This window comes from Rhizobacter sp. P2_D12, from assembly GCF_056404395.1.
The window spans coordinates 37111-61893 of sequence record NZ_JBFUEB010000028.1; the positions used below are offsets into that span (position 1 = coordinate 37111).

A 24783-nucleotide genomic window follows, 5' to 3' on the forward strand; every position below is an offset into this window, starting at 1 on the left:
GATCCATGTCGCAACCCTTGTTGGACCTCTCCAAGTTCCAGGCCACCGGCACCGAGACCTGCTTCCACGGCCGCCACATCGGCGCGCAGATCTATGCCGACCTCGATGGCCGCAACTGGTCGCTGAAGGACTACGTCGCGCGCGGCGGCTACCAGGCGCTGCGCAAGATCCTGACCGGCGAGTTCCAGGGCAGCACCGGCGAACCGATGACGCCCGAGCAGGTGATCGCCGAGGTCAAGACCTCGGGCCTGCGCGGCCGCGGCGGCGCGGGTTTCCCCACCGGCCTGAAGTGGAGCTTCATGCCGCGCCAGTTCCCGGGGCAGAAGTACCTGGTGTGCAACTCGGACGAAGGCGAGCCCGGCACCTGCAAGGACCGCGACATCCTGATGTTCAACCCGCACATCGTCATCGAAGGCATGGCGATCGCGGCCTTCGCGATGGGCATCAGCGTCGGCTACAACTACATCCACGGCGAGATCTTCGAGGTGTACGAGCGCTTCGAAGCCGCCCTCGAAGAAGCACGTGCGGCCGGATTCCTCGGCGACAAGATCCTCGGTTCGAACTTCAGCTTCCAGCTGCATGCCTCGCACGGCTTCGGCGCCTACATCTGCGGCGAAGAGACGGCGCTGCTCGAATCGCTGGAAGGCAAGAAGGGCCAGCCGCGCTTCAAGCCGCCGTTCCCGGCCAGCTACGGCCTGTACGGCAAGCCGACGACGATCAACAACACAGAGACCTTCGCCGCGGTGCCGTGGATCATCCGCAATGGCGGCCAGCCCTACCTCGAGATGGGCAAGCCCAACAACGGCGGCACCAAGATCTTCTCGGTGGTCGGTGACGTCGAGCGTCCCGGCAACTTCGAGGTTCCGCTGGGCACGCCGTTCTCGAAGCTGCTCGAACTCGCCGGCGGCGTGCGCAAGGGCCGCACGCTGAAGGCGGTGATCCCGGGCGGCTCGTCGGCCCCGGTGCTGCCGGCGTCCATCATGATGGACACGACGATGGACTACGACGCCATCGCCAAGGCCGGCTCGATGCTGGGCTCGGGCGCAGTCATCGTGATGGACGACACCCGCTGCATGGTCAAGAGCCTGCTGCGCCTGTCGTACTTCTACATGCACGAGAGCTGCGGCCAGTGCACGCCGTGCCGCGAAGGCACCGGCTGGCTGTTCCGCATGGTCGATCGCATCGAGCACGGCCAGGGCCGCATGGAAGACATCGACCTGCTGAACTCGGTGGCCGACAACATCCAGGGCCGCACCATCTGCGCGCTCGGCGACGCCGCGGCGATGCCGGTGCGCGCGATGATCAAGCACTTCCGTGATGAGTTCATCCATCACATCGAACACAAGACCTGCGCAGTCAAGGCTCACGCATGATTGAAATCGAACTCGACGGCCAGAAGGTGCAGGTCACCGAAGGCAGCATGGTGATGCATGCCGCCGACAAGGCCGGCACCTACATCCCGCACTTCTGCTACCACAAGAAGCTGTCGATCGCGGCCAACTGCCGCATGTGCCTGGTCGACGTCGAGAAGGCGCCGAAGCCGATGCCGGCCTGCGCCACGCCGGTGACGCAGGGCATGATCGTGCGCACCAAGAGCGACAAGGCGCTGAAGGCGCAGCAGGGCGTGATGGAGTTCCTGCTGATCAACCACCCGCTCGACTGCCCGATCTGCGACCAGGGCGGCGAATGCCAGCTGCAGGACCTGGCCGTCGGCTACGGAGGCTCGTCGTCGCGCTACACCGAAGAGAAGCGCGTCGTCTTCCACAAGGACGTCGGCTCGCTGATCTCGATGGAGGAGATGAGCCGCTGCATCCACTGCACGCGCTGCGTGCGCTTCGGCCAGGAAGTGGCGGGCGTGATGGAGCTCGGCATGATCCACCGCGGCGAGCACTCCGAGATCACCACCGTGGCCGGCGACACCGTCGACTCCGAGCTGTCGGGCAACATGATCGACATCTGCCCGGTCGGCGCGCTGACCAGCAAGCCGTTCCGCTACAGCGCCCGTACCTGGGAGCTGTCGCGCCGCAAGAGCGTGAGCCCGCACGACGGCACCGGCGCCAACCTGATCGTGCAGGTCAAGAGCAACAAGGTGATGCGCGTCGTTCCGCTGGAGAACGAGGACGTCAACGAGTGCTGGCTGGCCGACCGCGACCGCTTCTCGTACGAGGCCGTCAACAGCGACCAGCGCCTGACCGCGCCGATGATCAAGCAGGGCGGCGAGTGGAAGACCGTCGACTGGACCACCGCGCTCGAGTACGTGGCCAAGGGCCTGACGCAGATCAAGGCCGACCACGGTGCCAAGAGCATCGGCGCGGTCGGCTCGGCGCACAGCACGGTCGAAGAGCTGCACCTGCTGGCCAGGCTGGTGCGCGGGCTGGGCAGCGAGAACATCGACTTCCGCGCGCGCCATGCCGATTTCCGCGCCGCCGATGGCGTGCGCTGGCTGGGCACCACGGTGGCCTCGCTGTCGACGCTGCAGCGCGTGCTGGTGGTGGGCTCGTTCCTGCGCAAGGACCATCCGCTGTTCGCGCAGCGCATCCGCCAGGCCGCCCGCAAGGGCGCCAAGGTGCACAGCCTGCATGCGCTGGCCGATGACTGGCTGATGCCGATGGCAGGCCAGCAGGCGGTGGCGCCGAGCGGCTGGGTGCAGGCGCTGGCCGAGATCGCTGCTGCGGTTGCCGCCGCGAAGGGCGGGGCCGCCCCGTTGGCCGCCACCGCGACCGACGCCGCGAAGGCCGTCGCCGCCTCGCTGCTGGGCGGCGAGCGCAAGGCCGTGCTGCTGGGCAATGCTGCCGCGCAGCACCCGCAGGCCGGCGAGCTGCTGGCGCTGGCGAACTGGATCGGTGCCGAGACCGGCGCCACCGTCGGCTACCTGACCGAAGCCGCCAACACCGTCGGCGCGCAGCTCGTCAACGCGCTGCCGGGTGCCGGCGGCCTGAATGCCGGGCAGATGCTCAGCGGTTCGCTGCGCGCCTGCGTGCTGCTGAACGTCGAGCCCGAGTTCGATGCCGCCAACCCGGTGGTCGCGAAGACCGCGCTGCAGTCGGCCGACATGGTGGTGGCCCTCACGCCGTTCAAGGACGCCGCGCTCGACGTCGCCGACGTGCTGCTGCCGATCGCGCCGTTCACCGAGACCTCGGGCACCTTCGTCAATGCAGAAGGCCGCGTGCAGGGCTTCCACGGTGTCGTGAAGCCGCTGGGCGATGCACGGCCCGCCTGGAAGGTGCTGCGCGTGCTGGGCAACGTGCTGGGCCTGAAGGGCTTCGAGCACGAGACGTCCGAAGAGGTGCGCGCCGAGGCGCTGGGCGACGTCAGCACCATCGTCGCGCGGCTGAGCAACGCGACGTCGCAGGCCGTCGCGGCGACCGCGCCGGGTACCGGCCTGGAGCGCATCGCCGACGTGCCGATCTACTCGGCCGACGCGCTGGTGCGCCGCGCCACCTCGCTGCAGCTGACCGCCGATGCGCGGCCGCCGGTCGCCTCCGTCGGCTCGGCGCAATGGTCGCAGCTCGGCCTGAAGGACGGCGACACCGTGCGCCTGTCGCAGGGCAGCGCCGCGATCACGCTGCCGGCGCGCCTGGATGAAAGCCTGGCCGCCCACACGGTGCGCGTGCCGGCCGGCCATGCGCTGACCGCCGCCCTGGGCGCGATGTTCGGTCCGCTGTCGATCGAGAAGGCCTGAAGGACCCCCCATGATCGATTCCTTCAACAACCTCGGCACGCAGTACCTGGGCGTCGCCTGGCCGGTGATCTGGACGCTGATCAAGATCATCGTCGTCGTCGCACCGCTGATGGGCTGCGTCGCCTACCTGACGCTGTGGGAGCGCAAGGCCATCGGCTGGACGCAGATCCGCCCGGGCCCGAACCGCGTCGGCCCGTGGGGCCTGCTGACGCCGATCGCCGATGCGGTCAAGCTGATCTTCAAGGAGATCATCCTGCCGACGGCCGCCAACCGGCCGCTGTTCCTGCTCGGCCCGGTGATGACCATCATGCCGGCGCTGGCCGCGTGGGCCGTGGTGCCGTTCGGCCCCGAGGTGGCGCTGGCCAACATCAACGCCGGCCTGCTGTTCCTGATGGCGATCACCTCGCTCGAGGTGTATGGCGTGATCATCGCCGGCTGGGCCTCGAACTCGAAGTACGCCTTCCTCGGCGCGCTGCGCGCCTCGGCGCAGATGGTCAGCTACGAGATCGCGATGGGCTTCGCGCTGGTCGTCGTGCTGATGGTCAGCGGCAGCCTCAACATGACCGACATCGTGCTGGGGCAGGGCAAGGGCTTCGCGGCCAGCCACGGCTTCTCGCTCTTCTCGTGGAACTGGCTGCCGCTGCTGCCGATCTTCGTCGTCTATTTCATCTCGGGCCTGGCGGAGACCAACCGCCACCCGTTCGACGTGGTCGAAGGCGAATCCGAGATCGTGGCCGGCCACATGGTCGAGTACTCGGGCATGGCGTTCGCGATGTTCTTCCTCGCCGAATACGCCAACATGATCCTGGTCTCGATCCTGTGCGTGACGCTGTTCCTCGGCGGCTGGCTGTCGCCGCTCGACTTCGCGCCGTTCACCTGGATCCCGGGCTGGATCTGGCTGGGCCTGAAGACCTTCGTCGTCGTCACCATGTTCCTGTGGGTGCGTTCCACCTTCCCGCGCTTCCGCTACGACCAGATCATGCGTCTGGGCTGGAAGATCTTCATCCCGGTCACGCTGGTGTGGCTGGTGGTGGTGGGGCTGTGGTTGCAGTCGCCGCTGAGTCTCTGGAAATAAGGGAAGAAGACCATGTCTGCTGTGGCTTCCATCAAGGACCTGTTCTCGAGCTTCATGCTCACCGAGCTGTTCAAGGGCCTGGCCCTGACCGGCCGGCACTTCCTGTCGCCGCACATCACCGTGCAGTTCCCGGAGGAGAAGACGCCGGCCTCGCCGCGCTTTCGCGGCCTGCACGCGCTGCGCCGGTATGAAAACGGCGAAGAGCGCTGCATCGCCTGCAAGCTGTGCGAAGCGGTGTGCCCGGCGCTGGCGATCACGATCGAATCCGAGGTGCGCGACGACGGTTCGCGCCGCACCACGCGCTACGACATCGACCTGACCAAGTGCATCTTCTGCGGCTTCTGCGAAGAGAGCTGCCCGGTCGACTCGATCGTCGAGACGCACATCTTCGAATACCACGGCGAAAAGCGCGGCGACCTGTACTTCACCAAGGACATGCTGCTGGCCGTGGGCGACCGCTACGAGGCCGAGATCGCCGCCAACAAGGAGGCTGACGCCCGCTACCGCTGACCGTCCCCGGACGGTCGGCGCACGGTGCTCGACAAGAATATGGACATCCCGACCGCGCTTTTCTACATCTTCTCGGCCGTGCTGCTGGGAGCTTCCTTCCGCGTCATCACCGCGCGCAGCCCGGTGCATGCCGCGCTGTTCCTGGTGCTCGCGTTCTTCTCGGCGTCCTGCGTGTGGATGCTGCTGCAGGCCGAGTTCCTCGCGATCTCGCTGGTGCTGGTCTACGTCGGCGCCGTGATGGTGCTGTTCCTGTTCGTCGTGATGATGCTCGACATCAACGTCGACTCGCTGCGCCAGGGCTTCTGGAAGCACTTCCCGGTGGCTGGCCTGGTCGGCGCGATCATCGTGCTCGAGATGGCTGCGGTGCTGATCCCCGGCTTCGACGTGCGCAGCGCTCCGGTGACCGATGCGGCCTCGCTGCAGCTGGGCAACACCAAGCTGCTGGGCATCCAGATCTACACCCACTACCTGTACCCGCTGCAGATCGCGGCCGTGCTGCTGCTGGTGGCCATCGTCGCCGCCATCGCGCTGACGCTTCGCAAGCGCAAGGATTCGAAGGCGATGGACGCCTCGCAGCAGGTGCGTGCGAAGAAGGCCGACCGCGTGCGCATCATCAAGATGGCCGCCGAGGTCGAAGCCCCCCCCGAAGCCTCCGCAACAGCGCCGGCCGCCCCCGCAGCTGGAGACGTCAAGCCATGAGCCCCGTGACGCTGAGCCACTACCTGACGCTGGGCGCGATCCTGTTCGCGCTGTCGGTGATCGGCATCTTCCTGAACCGCAAGAACCTGATCGTGCTGCTGATGGCCATCGAGCTGATGCTGCTGGCGGTCAACCTGAACTTCGTCGCGTTCTCGCACTACCTGGGCGACATGGCGGGGCAGGTGTTCGTGTTCTTCATCCTGACCGTCGCTGCCGCGGAATCCGCGATCGGCCTCGCGATCCTGGTCGTGCTGTTCCGCAACCGCGCCACGATCAACGTCGACGAGCTGGACTCCCTCAAGGGCTGAGCACAACAACATGTCAGCAACACTCTCCCAGAACATGCTGCTCGCGGTGCCGCTGGCGCCGCTGGTCGGTGCCGTCGTCGCCGGCCTGTTCGGCAAGCAGGTGGGCCGCCGCGGCGCGCACACCGTCACCATCCTCGGCGTGCTGATCGCCTTCATCATCTCGGCGATGACGCTGAAGGCGGTGGCCGTCGACGGCGCGCGCTTCAACGCCACCGTCTACGAGTGGATGACGCTCGGCTCGCTGAAGATGGAGATCGGCTTCCTGGTCGACGGCCTCACCGCGATGATGATGTGCGTCGTCACCTTCGTGTCGCTGATGGTGCACATCTACACCATCGGCTACATGGAGGAAGACCCGGGTTACCAGCGCTTCTTCTCGTACATCTCGCTGTTCACCTTCTCGATGCTGATGCTCGTGATGAGCAACAACATGCTGCAGCTGTTCTTCGGCTGGGAGGCGGTGGGCCTGGTGTCGTACCTGCTGATCGGCTTCTGGTTCACGCGGCCGACGGCGGTGTTCGCCAACATGAAGGCCTTCATCGTCAACCGCGTCGGCGACTTCGGCTTCATCCTCGGCATCGGCCTGCTGCTGGCCTTCGGCAACACGCTGAACTACAGCGAGATCTTCGCCAAGGCGCCCGAGCTGGCCAAGGCGGTGTTCCCCGGCACCGAATGGATGCTGCTGACGGTGGCCTGCATCTGCCTCTTCATCGGTGCGATGGGCAAGAGCGCGCAGTTCCCGCTGCACGTGTGGCTGCCCGACTCGATGGAAGGCCCGACCCCGATCTCGGCACTGATCCACGCGGCGACCATGGTGACGGCCGGCATCTTCATGGTGGCGCGCATGTCGCCGCTGTTCGAGCTGTCCGACGTGGCGCTGAGCTTCGTGCTGGTGATCGGCGCGATCACCGCGCTGTTCATGGGCTTCCTGGGCATCATCCAGAACGACATCAAGCGCGTGGTCGCGTACTCGACGCTGTCGCAGCTGGGCTACATGACGGTGGCGCTGGGCGCCTCGGCCTACTCGGTGGCGGTGTTCCACCTGATGACGCACGCGTTCTTCAAGGCGCTGCTGTTCCTGGCCGCCGGCTCGGTGATCATCGGCATGCACCACGACCAGGACATCCGCAACATGGGCGGCCTGCGCAAGTACATGCCCATCACCTGGATCACCTCGCTGCTGGGTTCGCTGGCGCTGATCGGCACGCCGCTGTTCGCGGGCTTCTACTCGAAGGACAGCATCATCGAGGCGGTGCACGCGAGCCACCTGCCGGGCGCCGGCTTCGCGTACTTCGCGGTCATCGTCGGCGTGTTCGTGACGGCCTTCTATTCCTTCCGGATGTATTTCCTGGTCTTCCACGGCAAGGAGAACTTCCGCCACAAGCCGTTCCCGGGCGAGCATGATCATCACGACGACGATCATGGCCACCACGAGCCGCACGTGCCGCACGAATCGCCGTGGGTCGTCACCGCGCCGCTGCTGTTGCTGGCGATCCCGTCGGTCGTGATCGGCTTCATGACCATCCAGGGCATGCTGTACGGCGGTTTCTTCGAGGATGCGATCTTCATCAACCCGGAGAAGCACCCGGCGATGGAGGAGATGAAGAACGAGTTCCACGGCGCGGTCGCGATGGCGCTGCACGGGCTGATGTCGCTGCCGTTCTGGCTCGCACTGGCCGGCGTGGTCACGGCCTACGTGTTCTACATGGTCAAGCCGGCGATCCCGGCGTGGTTCAAGTCGAAGTTCGGCTTCGTCTACACCATCCTCGAGAACAAGTACTACTTCGACTGGTTCAACGAGAACGTGCTGGCCGCCGGCTCGCGCCTGCTCGGCCGCGGCCTGTGGAAGGGCGGCGACGTCGGCATCATCGACAACATCGTCATCGACGGCTCGGCCAAGGCGGTCGGCGCGTTCGCGTCGGTGGTGCGCGTGGTGCAGACCGGCTACCTCTACTGGTATGCGCTGGTGATGATCCTCGGCGTGATCCTCCTGATGACCTGGCAGCTGTGGGGGCCGCTGATGAGCGCGGCCGGCAGCCTGCTGGGCAAGTAAAAGCGGCACCGGAGAACAAGAACATGGGTTTGTTGAGCCTTGCCATCTGGCTGCCGATCGTCGCGGGCGTCGTCCTGCTGCTGGTCGGCCGCGACGAGCATGCGAACGCGGTGCGCTGGATCGCGCTGGTCGCGGCGATCGCGAGCTTCGTCGTCACGATTCCGCTGATCACCGGCTTCGACGCCGGCACCGCGGCGATGCAGTTCCAGGAGAACCTGGCCTGGATCGAGCGCCTGAACGTGCACTACCACCTGGGCGTGGACGGCATCTCGGTGTGGTTCGTGCTGCTGACCGCCTTCATCACCGTCATCGTCGTGATCGCCGCATGGCAGGTGATCACCGAGCGCGTCAACCAGTACATGGGCGCGTTCCTGATCCTGTCGGGCATCATGGTCGGCGTGTTCAGCGCGCTCGACGGCCTGCTGTTCTACGTATTCTTCGAGGCCACGCTGATCCCGATGTACATCATCATCGGCGTCTGGGGCGGCCCGCGGCGCGTCTACGCGGCCTTCAAGTTCTTCCTGTACACGCTGGCCGGCTCGCTGCTGATGCTGATCGCGCTGATCTTCCTGTACTTCAAGTCGGGCGGCAGCTTCGAGATCCTGACCTGGCACAAGCTGCCGCTGGGCATGTCGGCGCAGACACTGCTCTTCTTCGCGTTCTTCGCGGCCTTTGCCGTCAAGGTGCCGATGTGGCCGGTGCACACCTGGCTGCCCGATGCCCACGTCGAGGCGCCCACCGGCGGTTCGGTGGTGCTGGCCGCCATCATGCTGAAGCTGGGTGCCTACGGCTTCCTGCGCTTCTCGCTGCCCATCCTGCCGGACGCGAGCCACAAGTGGGCCTGGTTCATCATCGCGCTGTCGCTGATCGCCGTGGTCTACATCGGCCTGGTCGCGCTGGTGCAGCAGGACATGAAGAAGCTGGTGGCCTATTCGTCGATCGCCCACATGGGCTTCGCGACGCTCGGCTTCTTCATCTTCAGCGAGCTGGGCATCTCGGGCGCATTGGTGCAGATGATCTCGCACGGCTTCGTGTCGGGCGCGATGTTCCTGTGCATCGGCGTGCTGTACGACCGGGTGCACTCGCGCGAGATCGCCAGCTACGGCGGTGTCGTCAACACCATGCCCAAGTTTGCCGCCTTTGCGGTGCTGTTCGCGATGGCCAACTGCGGCCTGCCGGGCACCGGCGGCTTCGTCGGCGAGTGGATGGTGATCCTGGGCGCGGTGAAGGCCAACTTCTGGCTCGGCGCGCTGGCCGCCACCACGCTGGTGTTCGGCGCCGCGTACACGCTGTGGATGGTCAAGCGCGTCTACTTCGGCCCGGTGGCCAACGAGGACGTGCGCGCGCTGCAGGACCTGAACGCCCGCGAGTTCGGCATGCTGGCCGTGCTGGCCATCGCCGTGCTGTGGATGGGCGTGTACCCGAAGCCCTTTACCGACACCATGCACGTCAGCGTGACCGAACTGCTGAAGCACGTGGCCGTCTCGAAACTGAATTGATGCGGCGGCAATGATGATCAAAGACATGAACTGGCTGGCCGTCTACCCGGAACTGGTGCTGCTCGCGATGGCCTGCGTCGTGGCCATGGTTGACCTGTGGGTCACCGATCCGAAGCGCACGCCGACCTACTGGCTGACGCAGGCGACGCTGGCCGTCGTCGCGGCGATGCACCTGGTCTACTTCGACCAGGGCTTCACCGTCTACGGCATGCAGCGCATGATGGTGACCGACCCGCTGGGCCACCTGCTGGGCTTCTTCGCGGCGCTGGCGGTGATGGTGACGCTGGTGTATGCGCGGCCCTACGCCGAGAGCCGCGAGATGCTGAAGGGCGAGCTCTTCACGCTGTCGCTGTTCTCGCTGCTGGGCATCTCGGTGATGCTGGCGGCCAACAACTTCCTGGTGGTCTACCTGGGCCTGGAGCTGATGTCGCTGTCGCTGTATGCGCTGACCGCGATGCGCCGCGACCACGCCCAGTCGACCGAAGCCGCGATGAAGTACTTCGTGCTGGGCGCGCTGGCCAGCGGCTTCCTGCTGTACGGCCTGTCGATGATGTACGGCGCGACCGGCTCGCTCGACATCCCGAACGTCTTCAACGCGATCTCCACCGGCCAGATCAACCCGACCGTGCTGGTGTTCGGCGTGGTGTTCATCGTCGCCGGCCTCGCGTTCAAGCTCGGTGCCGTGCCCTTCCACATGTGGCTGCCCGACGTCTACCACGGTGCGCCGACGGCGGTCACGGTGCTGATCGCCGGTGCGCCCAAGCTGGCGGCCTTCGCGATGACCTTCCGGCTGCTGGTCGAGGGCCTGTCCGGCGTGGCCGGCGACTGGCAGCAGATGATGATGGTGCTGGCCGTTGCGTCGATGTTCCTCGGCAACCTGGCGGCCATCGCGCAGAGCAACCTGAAGCGGATGCTGGCGTACTCGACGATCGCTCAGATGGGCTTCATGCTGCTCGGCTTCACGACCACCGTGATCACCGGCAACACGCTGTCGGCCTCGAACGGCTACAGCTCGGCGCTGTTCTACATGGTGACCTACGTCTTCACGACGCTGGGCACCTTCGGCATCGTGATGCTGCTGTCGCGGCCGGGCTTCGAGTCGGAGAACATCGACGACCTGAAGGGCCTGGGCAAGCGCAACCCGTGGTTTGCCGGCGTGATGGCGATCTTCATGTTCTCGCTGGCCGGCATCCCGCCGACGGTGGGCTTCTACGCCAAGCTGGCGGTGCTGCAGGCGCTGGTCACCACCAACGTCACCGGCTACATCGTGATCGCGGTGCTGGCGGTGCTGCTGTCGCTGGTCGGCGCGTTCTACTACCTGCGCCTGGTGAAGGTGATGTACTTCGACGAGCCGGTCGACACGCAGCCCATCGTGGCCGGCAGCGACGTGCGCATGGTGCTGTCGCTGAACGGTGCCGCGGTGCTGTTCTTCGGCATCCTGCCGGGCGGGCTGATGGCCTTGTGCTCGCAGGCCATCGTCAAGGCACTGGCCACCTGACGCGATGGGCGCGCCGCACGGACCGTCCGCCGGCGATCCGCGGCTGCGCCCCGATTGCGTGCAGTCGGAGCAAGCCTGGCAAGGCCAGTTCCTTGACGTGCGCTGCGATCAGGCCCGACTGCCCGATGGCAGTCTCGGCCGGCGCGAATACCTGGTGCATCCCGGTGCGGTGATGGTGGTGCCGCTGCTGGACGACGGGCGCGTCGTGATCGAGCGCCAGTACCGCTACCCGATGGGGCGCGAGATGATCGAGTTCCCGGCCGGCAAGCTGGACGCGGGCGAATCGACCTGGACCTGCGCGCGCCGCGAGCTGGCCGAGGAAACCGGCTACACCGCCGCCGAATGGGCACGCGCCGGCGTGCTGCACAACGCGATCGCCTACTCGACCGAAGGCATCGAGGTCTGGTTCGCACGCGGGCTGACGCCCGGTGCGCGGCAGCTCGACCATGGCGAGTTCCTGGAGGTCGAGGTCGCGAGCGTCGACGCGCTGGAGCAGCTGGCGCGCGAGGGGGCGCTGACCGACGCGAAGACCCTGATCGGCCTGATGTGGTTGCAGAATTGGCGCGCCGGCCGTTGGGACATCGCGTGGCAGGCTGCGCCTTGAGCCGCGGCTGACCATAATGCGGGCATGAAAGTGCTCAACCTGTGCTGCGCGCACGACCATCGCTTCGAAGGCTGGTTCGGCTCGGAGGCCGATTTCCAGTCGCAGTTCGACGGCGGCCTGGTCGAATGCCCGCTGTGCGGCGACAAGGCGGTGAAGCGGCTGCCGAGCGCGCCGCGGCTCAACGTGTCGGGCGCGCGCGAGATCCGCACCCTGCCGGCCGCCGAGCGCGAGCAGCCGGCCACGCCCGAGGCGGTCACGATGCAGGCGATGTGGCTGAAGGCGGTGCAGCACGTGATGGCCCACACCGACGACGTCGGCGAGCGCTTTGCCGAAGAGGCGCGGCGCATCCACTACGGCGAGACCACCGAGCGGGCGATCCGAGGGCAGGCGACGCGCGAGGATGCGCAGGCCCTGGCCGACGAGGGCATCGACGTGATGTCGTTGCCGATGCCCGCCGCCGCGAAAGGGCGCCTGCAGTAGCCCGGATGCCAATCCGGGACATGTCGGACAAACCCTGGATTGGTCGCCGGGCTACGTGACCCGCCCGGGGTTCATCGTGCCGCGCGGATCCAGCGCCGCCTTGATCGCCCGCATCAACCCCAGCGCCACCGGCGACTTGCGCAAGGCCAGTTCCTCGCGCTTCAAGGCCCCGATGCCATGTTCGGCCGAGATCGAGCCCCCGCAGGCGCCGACCGCGTCGTACACCAGCGTGTTGACCTCGGGCTCGCGCAGGTGCAGGAACTCCTTCGCATCCACCCCTTCCGGGGCCTGCACGTTGTAGTGGAGGTTGCCGTCCCCCAGGTGCCCGAAGTTGACCAGCCGCACGCCCGGCACCGCCGCGCGCAGCGCCGCATCGGTGGAAGCGACGAAATCCGGGATGCGCGACACCGGCAGCGAGATGTCGTGCTTGATGTTCAGGCCTTCCTCCGACTGCGCCAGCGGGATCGATTCGCGCAGGTGCCACAGCCCGTTCGACTGGTCGATGCTCTCGGCCACCGCCGCGTCGCTGATCAGCCCGCGCTCCAGCGCCGTCTCCAGCAGACCCTCGAACAGCCCGCGCGCATGGGACTCTCCCTCGGTGTCCGACTGCTCCAGCAGCACGGTCCACGGCGACGGCGGCAGCGGTTGCCGCAGCTGCGGGAAGTGCCTGCGCACCAGCCCGAGCGCGAACTCGCCCATCACCTCGAAGCCGGTCAAGCCGGCCCCGAGCCGCGCCTGCGCCAGTTGCAGCAGCTCGACCGCCGCCGCCAGCGAGGGCAGGGCGGCCAGCGCCGTCAGCGTCGCGGCCGGTTGCGGGTAGAGCTTCAGCGTGGCCGCGGTGATGATGCCCAGCGTGCCCTCGCTGCCGACGAAGATGCGCGTCAGGTCGTAGCCCGCCGACGACTTCTTCGCGCGGCGCGCCGTGCGCACGATCTTGCCTTCGGCCGTGACGACGGTCAGCGCCAGCACGTTCTCGCGCATCGAGCCATAGCGCACCGCATTGGCCCCCGACGCGCGCGTCGCCGCCATGCCGCCGATCGACGCCTCGGAGCCCGGCTCGACCGGGAAGAACAGGCCCGTGTCCTTCACCTCGGCATTCAGCTGCGAGCGGCTGACGCCCGCCTGCACCGTCGCCGTCATGTCCTGCGAGTTGATCGTCAGCACCTCGTTCATCTCGGACAGGTCGATCGCGATGCCGCCTTGGTCGGCCAGGATGTGCCGCTCGATCGACGTGGTCGCACCGAACGCGCTCACCGCCACCCGGTGCATCGCGCACAGCCGCACGATCTCGGCCACCTCTTCCGTCGTGTGGGCGAAGACCACGCCCTCCAGTGCGACCGGCTCGCCCGGCGGCGCATTCCAGCCCTGCCGCTCGCGCACGGCCATGCCGGGCGAGAAACGCAGGCCGAAGCGCTGGCGCAGCGCATCGAGCAGCGACGCCGGCGCACGCGGCGCGGCGACGGGAACGGGGGAAGGAACGGCAAGGTCGATCATGGGGTCCTCTCTGAGATCAACGGATCGCGCCTGTGAACCGGCGCTTGGCATGTTCGAAAGCCTAAGAGCAAATCGCGCGGGATCCGAGCGCCGAGCCATACAACATCCAGAAGGCGCCTTCTCGATTTCAGATGGCTGGCGGCAAACCTTCGCGACCAGATGCAATGCCTTGCATCCGGCGGTTCAGCCGTTCGCGCTCGGGCTGCGCACGCCACGCCACGGCGAGTTGCGCACGACGTGTCGGATGGCTGCCACGGCGGCCGTCAGCACGCAGTCGGTGGCACGCATGCGCGGTGCGTTCGAGGTGCAGCAGACGGCCGCCACGCGCGTGATCGCCGGCCGCGTGATCTCGACGACGGCGAGCTTCTTCTGCTGCACCTCGGTTTCGATGCTGGGCCACGGCAGCACGGTGGAGCCGAGGTCGGCCGCCACCGCCTGCTTCATCAGCGTCAGCGAGTTCATCTCGGCCACGATGACCGGCGGCGACAGCCCGGCGCGCAGCATGGCGCGTTCGACGCGCTGGCGCACGCCCTGCTCCAGCTCGGGCAGCACCAGCTCGACGCCCTGCAGTTCGCGCAGCGTGATGAGCTTTCGCCGTGCCAGCCGCGACCGGGGGTGCACGACGAGGAACAGCCGCTCCTCCATCACGCGCACGGTCTCCAGCCCTTCGAGGTTGCCATCGTCGAAGACCACGCCGAGCATCAAGCGGCCGCTCTTTACCCATTCGAGGATGGTGCCGCTCAGCTCTTCGTAGACCTGCAGCCGGATCGACGGGTGCCGCGTCCGAACCTCGTTGAAGATGGGCAGCGCCAGCGGCGCGGCCAGGCTCAGCGGAATGCCGACGCTGACCTGTCCGCCCGGCTCGGCGGAACAGCCTGACACCGCCTCGTGCGCGTCGTCGGCTTGCTTCAGGATGGTCCGCGCATAGCGGTACAGGTGCAGCCCCGACTCGGTCGGCGACACGCCGCGCGCATTGCGATGCAGCAGCATGATCTTGAACTCGTCTTCGAGCGCGGCCACCTGGTGGCTCAGCGCGGACTGCGCGACGTGCAGCACCCCCGCGGCGCGGGACAGGCTTCCCAGATCGACGATGCGCACGAAATAGCGAAGCTGTCTCAGCTCGATGGTGACCCCCGCTTTCGCTTCATGGGTGGCGCGCGTGGCGTCAGCGCTGGTGGGCCAGCGCCGGCAGCGGCTCGGCCGCCGTCCCGGTGCGCAGCGGATCGGCCAGCGACGGGTCGACCTGCAACAGGTACGGCTCGTCGCAGTCGAGCAGCTCGCGCACCGCGCGCTCGATGCCGGCGGCCGATTTGAGGCGATGGATGCGCCAGCCGAAGGCGCGCGCGATGGCCGCCACGTCGGGCCGCTGCATCATCACCGCCGGTGCGGCACCGCAGGCCGCCGTGCTGCGCCGCAGGTCGGCGACCGGCGACGGGAAGACCACCAGTTTCAGCGGCCAGCCATGGTCGGCCACGGATTGCAATTCGTGCAGGGTCGGCAGCAAGGCATTGGCGTCGCTCAGGCAGACCACCGGCCGCTGCGGCTGCGCCGCCAGCGCGCCGATGGCCGCCGGCAGCGCGAAGCCCGGCATGCCGGCGCCGCCGGACACCAGCCAGCGCCCCGGGTGCTCGTGGCGCAGTTGGTGGGCGGCGGCCACCTGCTGCACACCATCGTCGACCGCCACCACCGCGCCGCGCAGCGCCAGCTCGTCGCGCAGCGCGCCGAGCACCTGCTCGCCGATCGGCGCCCGCGCGGCCGGGTCGGGCGCGCACTGCAGCCGCCACTGCGCGATCTGGGCCCACCAGTCGTCCAGCCGGCCGGGCGCATCGGCTGCGGCTGCGAAGCCCGGCAGCTGCAGCAGGCAGCGGCCGACGCCTTTCAGCACCTCGGCGCAATCGCCGACCAGCGGCGTGGCGGATGCACAGACCTTGTTGATGCTGGTGGGGTCGATGTCGACGTGGACCAGCTCGCCCGGTATCGCGGGACCGCCCGGCGCATCGTTCGCGCACGCCGGCGGGCGCGAACGCTCATCGAGGCGCGCGCCGACGCAGACAACCAGGTCGGCATGCAGCAATGCCAGGTTCGCGACCGGGCTGCCCCCGGTGCCCAGCCACCCGAGCAGGCTGCGCGCGCCCGACGGCAAGGCACCGAGCGCCGTCATCGTCAGCGCGCAGGGGATGTCGGTGAAGCGCACGAACTCGGCCAGTGCCGCGCAGGCGTGCGGCCCGGACCGGACCAGCCCGCCGCCGGCATAGAGCAGCGGCCGGCGCGCGGCGTGGATCTGGCTCGCGGCGTGTGCCAGGCGGCGATCGGGCGGCAGCCTCGGCAAGCCGCCGGACTTGTGCGAGCCGCCGGCCGCGTGGCCGATGCGCTGGTATGGCGTGACGTCGCGCTGMACGTCGATCGGCACCTCGACCAGCACCGGCCCGTGGCGGCCGTCGCGGGCGACGCGGGCGGCCCGCTCGACGATGCCGGCGGCCTCGTGCACCGCCGCGATGCGCCGGTTCCACTTGGTGACCGGCCGCGTGATGCCGAGCGCGTCGCATTCGCGGAACGCGTCGGTGCCGATCAGCTCGGAGCTGACCTGCCCGGCGATGCACAGCAGCGGCACCGAATCGGCCAGCGCGCTCATCAGCCCCGGCACCGCCGCCGCGATGCCCGGCCCGCCGCACACCAGCACCGCCGCCATGCGCCCCGTCGCCTTCGCGTGGCCCTCGGCCGCGTGCACCGCCGCGCGCTCCTGCGACAGCCGCACGACGCGTGCACCGACGTGTGCGCTGATCGCCTCGCACAGCGGCGCGATCAGGGCCCCGCCGCTGCACAGGAAGAACATGTCGACGTCGACGTCGACCAGGGCCTGGATCACGGCCTGCGCACCGCTGAGCCGGGCGGGCCCGGCACGCCGCGCGTCGATGCGCCGTGCCTCGATGAACGAGGAGGTTGAAGGAGTCTGCTCCATGCTGTCTCTCTGCGCTGAAAGGATCGGCCGACCGCGCGCTGCGGTGGCCGTCGAGCCCCGGACGGAACAACACCTGGGGGGCCTAGCTTGCGTCGCAATTGCGGGGAAAAAGTGCAGGCCGTTGGGCCCGTGTCCCCTGCAGGCAGCGGAATCGTGTTCCGGCGACGTCTTCGGATGCAGTCGATGCTAGTGAGCTTTGGGGCGCCTGGGCGTTGGCAGCCATATGCCCTGTCGATACCGCCATCTGCAAAACAGATGGCAGCGGCCGGCCGGCTGCAAAGTGCTGCATCCAAGGCAGCAGCCCCGGGGCCAGTGAACTGGCGCCCGGGGCTGCGAAGAAGGCGTGGAACGCGGAAGGGACGCGGGCGTCAGCCCATGTGCAGGCCGCCGTTGACCGAGAAGTCGGCCCCGGTCGCGAAGCCGGATTCGTCGGACGCGACCCAGGACACGATGGACGCGATGTCGTCCGGCGTGCCCAGGCGCTTGACCGGGATGCCGGCGACGATCTTGTCGAGCACGTCCTGGCGGATCGCCTTGACCATGTCGGTGGCGATGTAGCCCGGCGACACGGTGTTGACCGTCACGCCCTTGTTGGCCACTTCCTGTGCCAGTGCCATCGTGAAGCCGTGCATGCCGGCCTTGGCGGCCGAGTAGTTGGTCTGGCCGAACTGGCCCTTCTCGCCGTTGACCGAGCTGATGTTGATGATGCGGCCCCAGCCCTTCTCGAGCATGTCGTCGATCACCTGCTTGGTGACGTTGAACAGGCTGGTCAGGTTGGTCTCGATCACCGCATCCCAGTCGGCGCGGCTCATCTTGCGGAACATGCCGTCGCGCGTGATGCCGGCGTTGTTGACCAGCACGTCGATCGGGCCGATCTCGGCCTTGGTCTTCTGGAACGCGGCGACGGTGGAATCCCAGTCGCCGACGTTGCCGACCGAGGCGTGGAAGGTGTAGCCGAGTGCCTTCTGCTCGTTCAGCCACTTCGTGAAATCGCGGCTCGGCCCGCAGCCGGCCACCACGGTGAAGCCGTCCTTGTGCAGGCGCTGGCACATCGTGGTTCCGATGCCGCCCATGCCTCCGGTCACGTAGGCGATCTTCTGTGTCATTTGTTTTCTCCTGGGAATGAGTGCAGACACCCGAGCGTCGTCGCGCCCGGGTGCCGCGTCAACCGGGGTTCGCCCGAGGCTAATACCGGCTTAACGTTCGACGGTCAGTGCAACGCCCATGCCACCACCGATGCACAGGCTGGCGATGCCCTTCTTCGCGTCGCGCCGCTGCATCTCGTGCAGCAGCGTCACCAGGATGCGGCAGCCGGATGCACCGATGGGGTGCCCGATCGCGATCGCACCGCCGTTGACGTTGACCTTGCTGACGTCCCAACCCATCTCGTTGTTCACCGCGCAGGCCTGGGCCGCGAAGGCTTCGTTGATCTCGAGCAGGTCGAGGTCACCGGGCTTCCAGCCGGCGCGCTGCAGCGCCTTCTGCGAGGCCGGCACCGGGCCGATGCCCATGAAGGCCGGGTCGAGCGCGACGGTGGCATAGCTCTTGATGCGCGCGAGCGGCGTCAGGCCCAGCTGGTCGGCCTTCTTCGCGGTCATCACCACCACGCCGGCGGCACCGTCGTTCAGCCCCGAGGCATTGCCGGCCGTCACGCCGCCGGCCTTGTCGAAGGCCGGCCGCAGCCCGGCCAGCGCGTCGGCATTGGTCTTGCGGTTGATGAACTCGTCGGCCGCGAAGACGATCGGATCGCCCTTCTTCTGCACGATGCTGAACGGCACGATCTCGTCCTTGAACCTGCCGGCATCCTGCGCCGCCGCCGCCTTCTGCTGCGAGGCCAGCGCCAGCGCGTCCTGCGCCTCGCGGCTCACGCTGAACTTCTTCGCGACGTTCTCGGCCGTGATGCCCATGTGGTACTGGTTGTAGACGTCCCACAGCCCGTCGACGATCATCGAATCGACCAGCTTCCAGTCGCCCATGCGCTGACCTTCGCGCGAGTTCGGCAGCACGTGCGGGGCGAGGCTCATGCTCTCCTGGCCGCCGGCGATGACGATCTCGGAGTCGCCGTCGCGGATGGCTTGCGCCGCCAGCATCACCGCCTTCAGGCCCGAGCCGCACACCGCGTTGATGGTCAGCGCCGGCACCGACTGCGGCAGCCCGCTCTTGATGACCGCCTGGCGCGCCGGGTTCTGGCCCGAGCCCGCGGCCAGCACCTGGCCGAGGATGACCTCGTTGACCTGGTCGCCGGTGAGTCTTGCGCGCTTCAGGAGCTCGGCGATGACGGCTGCGCCCAGCTCGGGCGCCGGGGTCTTGGCGAGCGTGCCGCCGAACTTGCCGACGGCGGTGCGGGTGGCGGCGACGATGACGATGTCTGACATGGGAATCTCCTCGGACGGGACAAGTTGGATGGAATGTGGGCCGGTGGGCGGCGCGGGTCAAGCGTTCAGACCCTGATCACGCCGGGATCACGCCTTCTGCCGGACGTAGCGGCCCGGCGCCGGTTCGATGGGCTTGTGCCTGCGGCTGCCAGGGTTTTTCGGTGCCGGAACCTGCTTGCCGGCATGGCCGGCCAGCCAGGCGTCCCAGTCGGTCCACCAGCTGCCGGCGTGCTCGTGCGCATTTGCCAGCCAGGCCTCGGCGCCGGGGGCCTTGGCCGACGCGGCCGTGCCGATCCAGTGGCTGCGCTTCTTCTTGGCCGGCGGGTTGATGACGCCGGCGATGTGGCCGGACGCGCCCAGCACGAAGCGCGTCTTCGCGCGCTTGAGCACCTGCGTGTTCAGCCACGCGGCGTCCCACGGCACGATGTGGTCCTCGCGCGAGCCGTAGACGTAGGTCGGCGCATCGACCTGCGCCAGGTCGAGCTTCTCGCCGCACACCGTCAGCCGGCCCGGCTTGACCAGGTTGTTCTCGAGGTAGGTGTTGCGCAGGTACCAGCAGTACATCGGCCCCGGCAGGTTGGTGCTGTCGCTGTTCCAGTACAGCAGGTCGAACGGCGGCGGCGTCTCGCCCTTCAGGTAGTTGCCGACGACGTAGTTCCAGACCAGGTCGTTGGGGCGCAGCGCGCTGAAGGTCGACGCCAGCTCCTGGCCCTTCAGCAGGCTGCCGCCGCCGGGGCTGGCCGGGCCGAGCGTCATCTCGCGCAATTGCACCATCGCCTCGTCGACGAACAGGTCGAGCACGCCGGTGTTGCGGAAATCCAGGAAGGTGGTCAGCAGCGTCATGCTGGCGGCCGGCTTGCTGCCGCGCGCGGCCAGCACCGCCAGCGCGGTGGCCAGGATGGTGCCGCCGACGCAGAAGCCGAGCGTGTTCAGCGTCTCGGCCCCGGTGATCTCCTGCACGACTTCGATCGCGCGGATCGCCGCGTCCTCGATGTAGTCGTCCCAGCCCAGCTGCGCCTGCGCGGGCTCGGCATTGCGCCAGCTGACCACGAACACGCGGTGCCCCTGCGCCACCGCGTGGCGGATCAGCGAGTTCTCGGGCTGCAGGTCGAGGATGTAGTACTTGTTGATGCACGGCGGCACCATCAGCAGCGGCCTCTCGAACACCGTCTTCGTCAGCGGCTTGTACTCGAGCAGCTGGAACAGCTTGTTCTCGAACACCACGCTGCCCTCGGTGGTCGCGACGTTGCGGCCGACCTCGAAGACGCTTTCGTCGGTCTGCGAGACGTGGCCCTGCTGCAGGTCGTTCAACAGGTGCTGCACGCCGTGCGCGATGCTTTCGCCCTGGGTCTTCAGCGCCAGCTGCATCGCCTCGGGGTTCAGCGGCAGGAAGTTGCTGGGCGCCGCGGCGGCCACCCATTGCTGCACCGCGAAGCGGATGCGCTCGCGCGTCTTGGCGTCGCCCTGCACGCTGTCGGCCAGGCCCATCAGCGTGCGGGCGTTCAGCAGGTACAGCTGGGCGGTGAAGGCCGACGCCGGGTTGTCGGACCACGCGGCGGCGCTGAAGCGGCGGTCGGCCAGCTTCGGGGCGGTCGCGCCCTTGTCCTTGCCTGCGGCACCGACGCTCTCGTTCCACAGCGCCGTCGCCTGCTGCACGTAATCGGCCTGCAGCGCGCTCAGCTGCGGCAGCGGCAGGCTCAACCCGCTCATCGATTTCCAGACCTCGCCGATCGTCGCGCCGAACGCGTCCGCGGCGCCGTCCGTGCCGCTCTGTGCCATCGCTGCTGGTTTGTTCACAGGTCTCCTTGCTGGCCGTGTTCGGGCTCGTTCCAGGTCACACTCTCAAAAATGTACCTCGTTGCCATCGCCTGGATGTACGTCGTTGTCATGATGACGGTCGCCGAAGCCACCAGCCCGCAGGGCACGCTGCTGGGCGCGTTCTTCACCTTCGTGCTGTACGGCCTGCTCCCGTTGTCGATCGTGATGTACCTGCTGGGCACGCCGGCGCGGCGCCGGGTGCGCCGCGCAGCGGAACTGCGGGAAAACGCGTCAGCGCAGCCAGACGGCGCCGGCCATGCGGCCGGTGACGCCATCGCGCCGGAACGAAAAGAACCGTGACGCATCTTCCACGGTGCACCAGGCGCCGCCCTTGACCTGCGTCAGGCCCAGCCCCGCGAGCCGCCGGCGCGCGAGTTCGGGCAGGTTGGCCAGCCACTTGCCGGCCGCGTGCGGCCGGAACAGCGCGGCATCGGCCGACTGCGGGTTTTCACCGAAGGCCTCGACGACGTCCGCGCCGACCTCGAAGCGGCCGGGGCCGATGCACGGGCCCATCCACGCGACCAGCGATGCGGAAGTGCAACCGGCCGCATCGCACAGCGCTGCGACGGTGTTGTCGAGCACGCCGCCGGCCAGGCCGCGCCAACCCGCATGTGCCGCACCGACCGCCAGCCCGTTGCCGGCAGCGAACAGCACCGGCATGCAGTCGGCCACCTGCACGGTGCAGGCCAGGCCGGGCTCGGTGGTGATGCTGGCGTCGGCTTCCTCGAGCGCGGCACCGGCCTGCGCATGCCGCGCCGCCAGCCGCAGCACCCGCGTGCCATGCACCTGCTTCATGAAGACCGGCAGCGCACCGGTGGCCCGCGCGAAACGGGCCCGGTTCTCGGCCACCGCGGCGGGGTCGTCGCCGACCGCGATGCCGAGGTTCAGGCTGTCCCACGGCGCGACGCTGACGCCGCCGCGGCGCGTGCTCATCAGCGCGCCGACGCGCGGCAGGTCCCAGCCGGGGCCCAGCTCGTCGGCCAGCGGGTGCAGCATCATCAACTCGCGTCCGGGCAGGCGGACGGCTGCGAGTGGCTGAACGCCTCGAGCCGCATGCATTCGTCGAACACCCGCATCACCGTCGGCACGTGGTCGAGCCGGCAATCGAGACGCTGCGCGTTGAAGATCTGCGGCACCAGCACCAGGTCGGCCAGCGTGGGCGTGTCGCCATGGCAGAAGCGGCCGGTCTGCGGCTGGCCGGCCAGCTGGCGCTCGACGGTCTCGAGCCCGCTTTCGCACCAGTGGCGGTACCAGCGGTTCTTGTCGTCGTCGCTCAGCTTCAGGTCGTGCACCAGGAAGCGCAGCACCCGCAGGTTGTTCAGCGGATGGATCTCGCAAGCCACGTCCAGCGCCAGCGCGCGCACCCGGGCGCGGCCGGCCGGGTCGGCCGGCAGCAGCGGCGGCTGCGGGTGGGTCTCTTCCAGGTACTCGATGATCGCGAGCGACTGCGACAGCAGCACCCCGTCGTCCTCCAGCACCGGCACCAGGCGGCCGGGCGACAGCGCGGCGAAGGCCGGCTGCGCCTGCTCGTTCTTCACCAGGTGCACCGGCACGTAGTCGTAGGCCAGGCCCTTCAGCGCGAGCGCGATGCGCACGCGGAACGACGCGGACGAGCGGAAGTAGCTGTAGAGCTGCATCGCCGGGCGTCAGAGCGCGACCAGTTGCACCTGCAGGCTGCCAACGCCGTCCACCTGGGCGCGGAGCGTGTCGCCGGTCACCACCGCGGCGACGCCTTCGGGCGTGCCGGTGAAGATCAGGTCGCCGGGCGCCAGTTCCCACAGCGTGGACAGCTGCTCGATGATCTCGGGGATGCTCCAGATCAGCTTGCCGATCACGCTGTGCTGGCGCAGCGTGTCGTTGACCTTCAGCTCGATGCGCGTCTGCGGCCCGACCTGGCACTGCGCGGCCGGCCGCACCGGGCCGATCGGCGCCGCCTCGTCGAAGCCCTTGCCGCTGCACCACGGGCGGCCCAGCTTCTTGGCCTCGCCCTGCAGGTCGCGGCGCGTCATGTCCAGCCCCACGGCATAGCCGTACACGTGGTCCAGCGCGGACGCGGCCGGGATGTTGCGCCCGCCCTTGCCGATCGCGACGACCAGTTCGACCTCGTGGTGCAGGTCCTTCGTCAGGCTCGGGTAGTGCATCCTGCCGACCGTGCCCTCGGGCACCGGCAGCACCGCGTCGCCGGGCTTCAGGAAGAAGAACGGCGCCTCGCGCCCGCTGTGCCCCATCTCGATCGCATGGTCGACGTAGTTGCGGCCGACGCAGTAGATGCGGCGCACCGGGAAGCTGTCGCCAGGTTGCGCGCCGGCGACAGGCACGGAAGGGGTGGCCGGGACCGGCACGACGTAGCTCATGGAAAGCACTCCGGGGCAAGACGGTTGGGGATGGCCGGCATGATGCCATGCACACAAGCACCGCAGCTACACTCGGACTCATGTTCCAAGCCCGCAGCATCAAGCATTGCAAGGCCTGCGGTGCGGCCGTGACCTACAGCGTGCCGGCCGACGACAACCGCGAACGCGCGACCTGCGCCGCCTGCAGCACCATCCACTACGAGAACCCGCTCAACGTCGTCGGCACCGTGCCGGCCTGGCAGGACCAGGTGCTGCTGTGCCGCCGCGCCATCGAGCCTCGGCATGGGCTGTGGACCTTGCCGGCCGGTTTCATGGAGCTCGGCGAAACCGTGGCCCAGGGCGCGCTGCGCGAGACCGACGAGGAGGCCGGCGCCCGCATCGAGATGCTCGGTCTCTTCACGCTGCTGAACGTCGTCAAGGTCGGCCAGGTGCACTTCTTCTACCGTGCCCGGCTGCTCGACACCCGCTTCGCCCCGGGCCCCGAGACCCTGGAGGCGCGCCTGTTCCGCGAGGACGAGGTGCCCTGGGACGAACTCGCGTTCAAGACCGTGCGCTTCACGCTGAAGCGCCACTTCGAAGACAGCCGCCGGGGTCAATTCGGCTTCCACGTGGCCGATATCGACTGACGACGACGTCCCCTGCGATGACCGATCCCCGACTCGCACCCGCTTCCGCCGCCCCGAATCCGCCATCCGACAAGCCTGTCGAGGCCCCGCTGCGCCTGCGCGAAGACCTGATCCACCCCGACCCGCTGCTCGACTGCCTGGTCGAGCTGTGCCGGCTGAACGGCCAGGCGGCGTCGCGCGCTTCGCTGTCGGCCGGCCTGCCGCTGGGCCAGAGCGGCAAGGGCCGGCTGACGCTGGAGCTTGCCGAGCGCGCCGCGTCACGCGCCGGCATGGCCACCAAGCTGCAGCGCCTGTCGCTGCCGCGCATCGATGCCGCCGCGCTGCCGGCGATCCTGATCCTGAAGGACAACCAGGCCTGCGTGCTGCTCGGCTGGGACGATGGCGCCGACGGCAAGCTGGCCCGCGTGCTGCTGCCCGAGACCGGCCAGGGCTCRATCGTGCTGCCGGCGGCCGAGCTGAACCGGCGCTATGCCGGCGTGGTGCTGTTCGTGCGGCCGCATTTCCGCTTCGACGCGCGCACGCCCGAGGTGCGCTCGGTGCGCCAGCGCCACTGGTTCTGGGGCGCGGTGCTCGAGCAGCGCATCGTCTACCGCGACGTGCTGTGGGCGGCGCTGCTGGTCAACATCTTCGCGCTGGTGTTCCCGATGTTCTCGATGAACGTCTACGACCGCGTCGTGCCGAACAACGCGGTCGAGACGCTGTGGGCGCTGTCGATCGGCGTGGTGCTGATCATGTGCGGCGACCTGTTC

The 24783-nt window shown here is 68.3% G+C and carries 22 protein-coding genes and 1 pseudogene; 14 read left to right on the forward strand and 9 right to left on the reverse strand.

Annotation, left to right across the window (positions count from 1 at the left end; translation table 11 throughout):
- Window positions 1–5 precede the first annotated feature (5 nt).
- From nuoF to AC1DYN_RS12045, 11 genes are read left to right on the forward strand one after another with little or no spacing between them, the layout of a single operon-like run.
- The gene (gene nuoF / locus AC1DYN_RS11995) at window positions 6–1373 is read left to right on the forward strand and encodes an NADH-quinone oxidoreductase subunit NuoF (protein WP_477959662.1); all 1368 of its coding nucleotides are present in this window, start codon (window positions 6–8) and stop codon (window positions 1371–1373) included.
- Complete coding sequence (nuoG, locus tag AC1DYN_RS12000) at window positions 1370–3682, forward strand: NADH-quinone oxidoreductase subunit NuoG (RefSeq protein ID WP_477959664.1); 2313 nt, start codon at window positions 1370–1372, stop codon at window positions 3680–3682. Before nuoF ends, nuoG begins: the two co-directional genes overlap by 4 nt.
- A gap of 10 nt (window positions 3683–3692) precedes the next feature.
- Window positions 3693–4757 carry an NADH-quinone oxidoreductase subunit NuoH gene (nuoH, locus tag AC1DYN_RS12005; RefSeq protein ID WP_477959666.1) on the forward strand — a complete coding sequence of 355 codons (1065 nt, stop codon included), beginning with the start codon at window positions 3693–3695 and terminating at the stop codon, window positions 4755–4757.
- A gap of 12 nt (window positions 4758–4769) precedes the next feature.
- On the forward strand, window positions 4770–5267 hold the full coding sequence (gene nuoI, locus AC1DYN_RS12010) for an NADH-quinone oxidoreductase subunit NuoI (protein WP_477959668.1): 498 nt from the start codon (window positions 4770–4772) through the stop codon (window positions 5265–5267).
- A gap of 39 nt (window positions 5268–5306) precedes the next feature.
- A complete protein-coding gene (locus AC1DYN_RS12015) occupies window positions 5307–5966 on the forward strand; it encodes an NADH-quinone oxidoreductase subunit J (RefSeq protein ID WP_477959670.1) in 660 nt (219 codons plus the stop codon).
- A complete protein-coding gene (nuoK, locus tag AC1DYN_RS12020) occupies window positions 5963–6274 on the forward strand; it encodes an NADH-quinone oxidoreductase subunit NuoK (protein WP_477959672.1) in 312 nt (103 codons plus the stop codon). The genes AC1DYN_RS12015 and nuoK overlap by 4 nt, the downstream gene beginning before the upstream one ends.
- Before the next feature lie 10 nt (window positions 6275–6284).
- Window positions 6285–8327 carry an NADH-quinone oxidoreductase subunit L gene (gene nuoL, locus AC1DYN_RS12025; protein ID WP_477959674.1) on the forward strand — a complete coding sequence of 681 codons (2043 nt, stop codon included), beginning with the start codon at window positions 6285–6287 and terminating at the stop codon, window positions 8325–8327.
- Window positions 8328–8350: 23 nt separating this feature from the next.
- Window positions 8351–9826 carry an NADH-quinone oxidoreductase subunit M gene (locus AC1DYN_RS12030; RefSeq protein WP_477959676.1) on the forward strand — a complete coding sequence of 492 codons (1476 nt, stop codon included), beginning with the start codon at window positions 8351–8353 and terminating at the stop codon, window positions 9824–9826.
- Window positions 9827–9839: 13 nt separating this feature from the next.
- Window positions 9840–11324 carry an NADH-quinone oxidoreductase subunit NuoN gene (gene nuoN, locus AC1DYN_RS12035; protein WP_477959678.1) on the forward strand — a complete coding sequence of 495 codons (1485 nt, stop codon included), beginning with the start codon at window positions 9840–9842 and terminating at the stop codon, window positions 11322–11324.
- Window positions 11325–11328: 4 nt separating this feature from the next.
- Window positions 11329–11928 (forward strand): NUDIX domain-containing protein, encoded by a 600-nt coding sequence (locus AC1DYN_RS12040; protein ID WP_477959680.1) that lies wholly within the window; start codon window positions 11329–11331, stop codon window positions 11926–11928.
- 24 nt (window positions 11929–11952) lie between these two features.
- On the forward strand, window positions 11953–12408 hold the full coding sequence (locus tag AC1DYN_RS12045) for a DUF1178 family protein (protein ID WP_477959682.1): 456 nt from the start codon (window positions 11953–11955) through the stop codon (window positions 12406–12408).
- A gap of 51 nt (window positions 12409–12459) precedes the next feature.
- On the opposite strand, the gene AC1DYN_RS12050 is transcribed toward AC1DYN_RS12045, so the two are convergent.
- The 6 genes from AC1DYN_RS12050 to phaC all read right to left on the reverse strand — a co-directional run bounded on the left by AC1DYN_RS12050 (window position 12460) and on the right by phaC (window position 21015).
- Window positions 12460–13902: an FAD-binding oxidoreductase gene (locus AC1DYN_RS12050; RefSeq protein ID WP_477959684.1), complete on the reverse strand. Its 1443-nt coding sequence runs from the start codon at window positions 13900–13902 to the stop codon at window positions 12460–12462.
- Between the two features lie 183 nt (window positions 13903–14085).
- Window positions 14086–15126 (reverse strand): LysR substrate-binding domain-containing protein, encoded by a 1041-nt coding sequence (locus tag AC1DYN_RS12055; RefSeq protein WP_477959705.1) that lies wholly within the window; start codon window positions 15124–15126, stop codon window positions 14086–14088.
- On the reverse strand, window positions 15068–16861 hold the full coding sequence (locus AC1DYN_RS12060) for a thiamine pyrophosphate-binding protein (protein ID WP_477959686.1): 1794 nt from the start codon (window positions 16859–16861) through the stop codon (window positions 15068–15070). The genes AC1DYN_RS12055 and AC1DYN_RS12060 overlap by 59 nt, the downstream gene beginning before the upstream one ends.
- A 368-nt stretch (window positions 16862–17229) precedes the next feature.
- Complete coding sequence (gene phbB, locus AC1DYN_RS12065) at window positions 17230–17967, reverse strand: acetoacetyl-CoA reductase (RefSeq protein ID WP_477959688.1); 738 nt, start codon at window positions 17965–17967, stop codon at window positions 17230–17232.
- Window positions 17968–18057: 90 nt separating this feature from the next.
- Window positions 18058–19236: an acetyl-CoA C-acetyltransferase gene (locus AC1DYN_RS12070; RefSeq protein ID WP_477959690.1), complete on the reverse strand. Its 1179-nt coding sequence runs from the start codon at window positions 19234–19236 to the stop codon at window positions 18058–18060.
- A gap of 87 nt (window positions 19237–19323) precedes the next feature.
- Window positions 19324–21015, reverse strand: a complete 1692-nt coding sequence (gene phaC, locus AC1DYN_RS12075) for a class I poly(R)-hydroxyalkanoic acid synthase (RefSeq protein WP_477959707.1) — start codon at window positions 21013–21015, stop codon at window positions 19324–19326.
- A 69-nt stretch (window positions 21016–21084) separates the two neighbouring features.
- Between phaC and AC1DYN_RS12080 the strand changes: the two genes are divergently transcribed.
- Window positions 21085–21354 (forward strand): hypothetical protein, encoded by a 270-nt coding sequence (locus AC1DYN_RS12080; RefSeq protein ID WP_477959692.1) that lies wholly within the window; start codon window positions 21085–21087, stop codon window positions 21352–21354.
- Here the strand turns inward: AC1DYN_RS12080 and pgeF are convergent.
- From pgeF to AC1DYN_RS12095, 3 genes are read right to left on the reverse strand one after another with little or no spacing between them, the layout of a single operon-like run.
- Window positions 21286–22053, reverse strand: a complete 768-nt coding sequence (gene pgeF / locus AC1DYN_RS12085) for a peptidoglycan editing factor PgeF (RefSeq protein ID WP_477959709.1) — start codon at window positions 22051–22053, stop codon at window positions 21286–21288. The two genes, AC1DYN_RS12080 and pgeF, sit on opposite strands and share 69 nt — an antisense overlap.
- Window positions 22053–22691 (reverse strand): maleylacetoacetate isomerase, encoded by a 639-nt coding sequence (maiA, locus tag AC1DYN_RS12090; RefSeq protein WP_477959694.1) that lies wholly within the window; start codon window positions 22689–22691, stop codon window positions 22053–22055. The genes pgeF and maiA overlap by 1 nt, the downstream gene beginning before the upstream one ends.
- Before the next feature lie 9 nt (window positions 22692–22700).
- Window positions 22701–23408 carry a fumarylacetoacetate hydrolase family protein gene (locus AC1DYN_RS12095; RefSeq protein WP_477959696.1) on the reverse strand — a complete coding sequence of 236 codons (708 nt, stop codon included), beginning with the start codon at window positions 23406–23408 and terminating at the stop codon, window positions 22701–22703.
- Between the two features lie 80 nt (window positions 23409–23488).
- On the opposite strand from AC1DYN_RS12095, the gene AC1DYN_RS12100 reads away from it, so the two are divergent.
- Both AC1DYN_RS12100 and AC1DYN_RS12105 read left to right on the forward strand, forming a co-directional pair.
- Complete coding sequence (locus AC1DYN_RS12100) at window positions 23489–24034, forward strand: NUDIX hydrolase (RefSeq protein ID WP_477959699.1); 546 nt, start codon at window positions 23489–23491, stop codon at window positions 24032–24034.
- Window positions 24035–24051: 17 nt separating this feature from the next.
- Window positions 24052–24783, forward strand: a pseudogene (locus AC1DYN_RS12105) (type I secretion system permease/ATPase); the annotation flags it as partial.